Source organism: Phenylobacterium sp., assembly GCF_004799395.1.
Classification (GTDB): domain Bacteria; phylum Pseudomonadota; class Alphaproteobacteria; order Caulobacterales; family Caulobacteraceae; genus Phenylobacterium.
Genome location: NZ_SSMZ01000177.1, coordinates 1 through 4299, shown reverse-complemented (window position 1 = coordinate 4299; position 4299 = coordinate 1). Strand labels below are relative to the sequence as shown.

The 4299-nt window shown below is 70.2% G+C and carries 5 protein-coding genes; 3 read left to right on the top strand and 2 right to left on the bottom strand.

Going from position 1 to position 4299, the window contains the following annotated elements:
• Positions 1-6: 6 nt before the first annotated feature.
• On the bottom strand, positions 7-996 hold the full coding sequence (locus E8A12_RS11800; protein WP_293368894.1) for an XdhC family protein: 990 nt from the start codon (positions 994-996) through the stop codon (positions 7-9).
• Positions 997-1089: 93 nt separating this feature from the next.
• On the opposite strand from E8A12_RS11800, the gene E8A12_RS11795 reads away from it, so the two are divergent.
• On the top strand, positions 1090-1965 hold the full coding sequence (locus tag E8A12_RS11795) for a bifunctional regulator KidO (protein ID WP_293368892.1): 876 nt from the start codon (positions 1090-1092) through the stop codon (positions 1963-1965).
• On the opposite strand, the gene E8A12_RS11790 is transcribed toward E8A12_RS11795, so the two are convergent.
• On the bottom strand, positions 1962-3173 hold the full coding sequence (locus tag E8A12_RS11790) for a Xaa-Pro peptidase family protein (protein ID WP_293368890.1): 1212 nt from the start codon (positions 3171-3173) through the stop codon (positions 1962-1964). The two genes, E8A12_RS11795 and E8A12_RS11790, sit on opposite strands and share 4 nt — an antisense overlap.
• Before the next feature lie 56 nt (positions 3174-3229).
• Here E8A12_RS11790 and E8A12_RS11785 point away from each other — a divergent pair, with 56 nt between their 5' ends.
• Positions 3230-4159: an aminotransferase class IV gene (locus E8A12_RS11785; protein WP_293368888.1), complete on the top strand. Its 930-nt coding sequence runs from the start codon at positions 3230-3232 to the stop codon at positions 4157-4159.
• Positions 4156-4299, top strand: a 144-nt coding sequence (locus E8A12_RS22790; protein WP_363212026.1) for a hypothetical protein, incomplete at its 3' end; no start/stop codon positions are given. The genes E8A12_RS11785 and E8A12_RS22790, both read left to right, overlap by 4 nt.

The following is a 4299-nucleotide window of genomic DNA, read 5'->3' as shown; positions in this document are numbered from 1 at the left end:
GGGCGCTCAGGCGGCGGAAGCCGGGAGCGTCGTCGAGGTGCTGCCGCTGTCGCGCGCATAGCGGAGCGCCATGATTTCGCCGATCACCGAGACGGCGACCTCCCAGGGCGCCTTGCCGCCGATATCGAGACCGATGGGCGCGCGCAGCTTGGCGAGGGCGCTCTCCGGCGCGCCCTCCGCCCTCAGGGGCGCCAGCCGATCGGCGATCCGCCGGCGCGCGCCCAGCAAGCCCACATAACTCGCCGCCGAGGGCAGGGCGGCGCGCAGGGCGCTGCGGTCGGTCTCCAGGTCGTGGGTGGCGATGGCGATGGCGGTCCAGGCATCGACGCCGATCGCGGCGAACGCCTCGGCCGGCTCGGCACGGCTGTAGCCGATGTTCGGGATCGGCGGGCCTCCGGAAGGCCCCTTGGGGCGCACAAGCGTCGTCTCCAGCTCCGACTGGGCGCCGAGCTGGGCGATGGCCAGCGCCGTCGGGTCGCCCCCGACCACGATCAGCCGGGGCGTCGGCTCGTGGCGCCGCACCACCAGCGCCTCAGGCCAGGGCGACAGGTCTTCGGCGCACTCGCGCGCGACGCCGTCGCTGACCCAGACCACGGGGCGCCGGTCGCGGTGGGCGTCCAGCAGTTCGGCCAGCGCCCGGTCGTCGGGCGCCAAGCGTTCGAGGAAGATCTCGATCCGCGCCCCGCAGAGCAGCTGGATATCCGGCCAGGGGCTGCCGTCGCCATAGACCAGGGTGCGCGGCTCGCCGTCGGCCAAGCACGCATAGGCGTGGTCGGCGACGTCGCTCTCCACGCAGCCGCCGGAAAAGTAGCCGGCCACGAAGCCAGGCGCGAACACCATCTGGGTCCCCACCGGCCGCGGACCGCCGCCTTCCACCGCCGTCAGGGTCGCCAAGGTGCAGGCCAGTCCGGCCTCGCGCACCTGCTGGAGGGTCGGGCGCACGTCGTCGGTCATGCCGAACAGCGGCCATTCCGGAAGGACTTCGCGCTCTGACAATATTTACTCCCTGGAAAGGTCCTGGATACGGCTTCTTAGGCATCATAGGCCCAACATGCGGGCTCATTGGAAGCGCCTGAGTCGTCCTCACACATGACGTCACCAATCAGCAAGCTGGGCCTTGGCTCGGGCCAGTTCGGCCTCGACCAGCAGGCCGGCGCCCGTGGGCGGCCGCGCGACGCGGAGGCGCGCGAGATTCTCGCCATCGCCGCGCGCTCAGGCCTGGGCGTGCTGGAGGTTGGCCGCCATCCAAGTTCCGCCGAGATCACGCTTGGCCAGGTGCTGCCCAAGCCGCAGCCGTTCAAGTTGACCGTCACCACCGTGCGCCCCGACCGCGGCGCCGACCTGGTTGAGGTGGAGATCCGCGCCCAGCTGGCGCGCCTGGGCGTCTCGTCGGTCGACGCGATCCTGGCGCCCAGCGCCACGGACCTGTTCAGCGCCCACGGCCCGGAGCTCTGGGACCGCCTGCGCAAGCTCCGAGACGAAGGCCTCTGCCGCCAGATCGGCGTCTCGGTCTACGCCTCCGACGACCCCGTGGGCCTGTCCAAGCGGTTCAAGCCCGACCTGGTGCAGGCGCCGGCCTCGCTGCTCGACCAGCGGATGCTGATCGACGGCACCCTCGCCGAACTCGCCGGCATGGGCATCGAGATCCATCTGCGCTCGATTTTCTTGAACGGCCTGCTGTTCCTGCCGCCGGACCGGGCGCCGCACCATCTGAAAGCCGCCGCCGGACGGATCAGCCGCGCGCGCCGCCTGATCGCCGAGGGCCGCTCCGACCCACTGCAGGCCGCCCTGGGCTTTGCGCTCTCGCGGCCGGAAGCTTCCTGCGTTTTGGTGGGCGTGGCGTCGGCCGCGGAAATGTCCGCGGTGGTCGCCGCGGCCATGAGCCCGCCGCCGGACCTCGACTGGGACGAGATGGCGCTCGACGATCCTGACGCGCTGGATCCCCGCGCCTGGGCCGCGGCCTAGTTCTTTTCCGCGAAGGGCTCGTCGAGGCTGGGCTGCGGTTCCGTGAACCAGGCGGCGCCGTCCGCTGTCACATAGAAGTGGTCCTCCAGCCGCACCCCGAAGGTCTCCGGTATCACGATCATGGGCTCATCTGAGAAGCACATGCCGGGCGCGAGCGGTGTCTTGTCGCCGCGCACCAGATAGGGCGCCTCGTGGATGGCCAGGCCGATGCCGTGGCCGGTGCGGTGCGGCAGCCCGGGCAGCGCATAATCCGGGCCGAAGCCCGCCGCCTCCAGCACGCGCCGCGCGGCCGCATCGATCTCCTCGCAGGGCACGCCGGGCTTCACGGCGGCGAAAGCGGCGGCCTGGGCCTCTTTCTCCACGTCCCAGACCCGGCGGTGCTCGGCGCTCGGGGTCCCGAAGACATAGGTGCGGGTGATGTCGGAGTTGTAGCCCTGGACCTTGCAGCCGGTGTCGACCAGCACGAGATCGCCGTCGGCCAGCTTCTGCTCGCCTGGCAGACCGTGGGGGTAGGCGCTGGCGTGGCCGAACTGCACCGCGCAGAAGGACGATCCGTCGTCGGCGCCCAGCGCCCGGTGCGCCTGGTCGATGAAGCGGCGCACTGCGGCGGTGGTGATCCCGACCTTCAGGATGCGCGCGGCCCGGCGATGGACTTCCAGGGTCATGGCCTTGGCCTGGCTCATCAGGGCCAGTTCGGCCGGCGACTTGATCATCCGGCAGCCGTCGACGATCGGGGCGCCGTTGAGCGTGCGGACGTCCGGCGCGGCCAGGCGCAGGCCGTCGAAGGCGAAGAACGGCAGGGCCGGGTCGATGGCCAGGGTCATTGCGCCGAGGTCGGCCAGGACACGAGCGGCCAAGCCGAAGGGGCTCTCGTGTTCTTCCCAGAGCGCGATCGGCGCCTCGATCCCGAGCGAGGCCTCCAACGAACCTAGCTCGAAGCGTGGGCAGATCATGGTGGGGCCGCCTTCACGCGGCAGGATCATGGCGACCAGGCGCTCGGTGGGGTTCCATCCGACGCCGGCGAAGTAGCGCAAGGATGGCCCGGCGCCGACGATCATGGCCTCGGCTCCGAGGCCGGCCATCAGCGCCTGGGCGCGGGCGATGCGCTGGCCGCGCTCGGCCGTGGTGATGGCGGGCGCAGGGTTGGGCCAGGGGCCAAGCGCCGCAAGCTCGGCTTCCGCCGTCGATCCGCCGATGCCGCTGCTCATCGCTGACACTCCTATGCACTGGCGTCCCTCTATGTCCGCAAATAGAACAGCGGACCATGCCCGGAAGTCAGGACTTCGCCGCCGATCCGCGTAACGCGGACCTTTTGATCTACGTCAGCGGCGCGCTTGTGCCGCGAGCCGAGGCCAAGGTGTCGATCTTCGACGCCGGGTTTGTGCTGGGCGACGGGGTCTGGGAGGGGCTGCGGCTGCACAAGGGGCGGCTGCTGTTCCTGGAGACTCACCTCGACCGGCTCTACGATGGCCTGGCCAAGATCGAGCTCGACATCGGCCTCAGTCGTGAAGCCCTGACCGCCGAGATTCAGAAGACCCTCGGCGCCAACCGCATGACCGACGGCGCGCACCTGCGGCTGATGGTGACCCGCGGCGAAAAGGCCGCCGCCAACCAGGATCCGCGAAACTGGCTGGGCAAGCCCACCATCGTGATCACCGCCGAGTACAAGCAGCCCTCGCCCGCCATCGTCACCCGCGGCCTGTCGTTGGCGACCTCGCAGGTGATCTGCACCCCAGCCGAGATGTTCGATATGCGGCTCAATTCGCACAGCCGGCTGAACCTCATCACCGCCCTGCTCGACGCCATCAAGGCCGGCGCCGACGAAGCGGTGATGCTCGACCCCGGCGGCCATGTCTCGAGCTGCAACGCCACCAACCTGTTCTGGGCGAAGGATGGACGGGTGCGGACCTCCTTGGGGCAGTTCTGCTTCAACGGCGTGACCCGGGCCAATGTGATTGCGCTCTGCGAGGCGAACGGCATCGCCCTGGAGCAGGGACATTTCCCGCTGGCCGACCTGCACGGCGCCGACGAGGCCTTCGTCACCGGCACCTTCGGAGGGCTGACGCCGGTGCGCGAGGTGGACGGGCACGCCTTGCCCCCGGCATTGCCGGGGCCGGTGACCGCGCGGCTGCGGGCGCTCTACGAGGCTTTGAAGGACGAGGACGCCGGCAAGAGCGGCGCCGCCGACGCATGACGACATTGCGGATCGCCATGTGGTCGGGACCGCGCAATATCTCCACGGCGATGATGCGCAGCTTCGAGAACCGGAGCGACTGCGCGGTGGTCGACGAGCCGTTCTATGCCGCCTATCTCGCCGAGACGGGGCTTGAGCAC

Excerpts from the sequence above, each read along its gene's own strand:
- E8A12_RS11795 (WP_293368892.1), top strand. The coding sequence starts at position 1,090 with ATGACGTCACCAATCAGCAAGCTGGGCCTTGGCTCGGGCCAGTTCGGC.
- E8A12_RS11790 (WP_293368890.1), bottom strand. The coding sequence starts at position 3,173 with ATGAGCAGCGGCATCGGCGGATCGACGGCGGAAGCCGAGCTTGCGGCG.
- E8A12_RS11785 (WP_293368888.1), top strand. The coding sequence starts at position 3,230 with ATGCCCGGAAGTCAGGACTTCGCCGCCGATCCGCGTAACGCGGACCTT.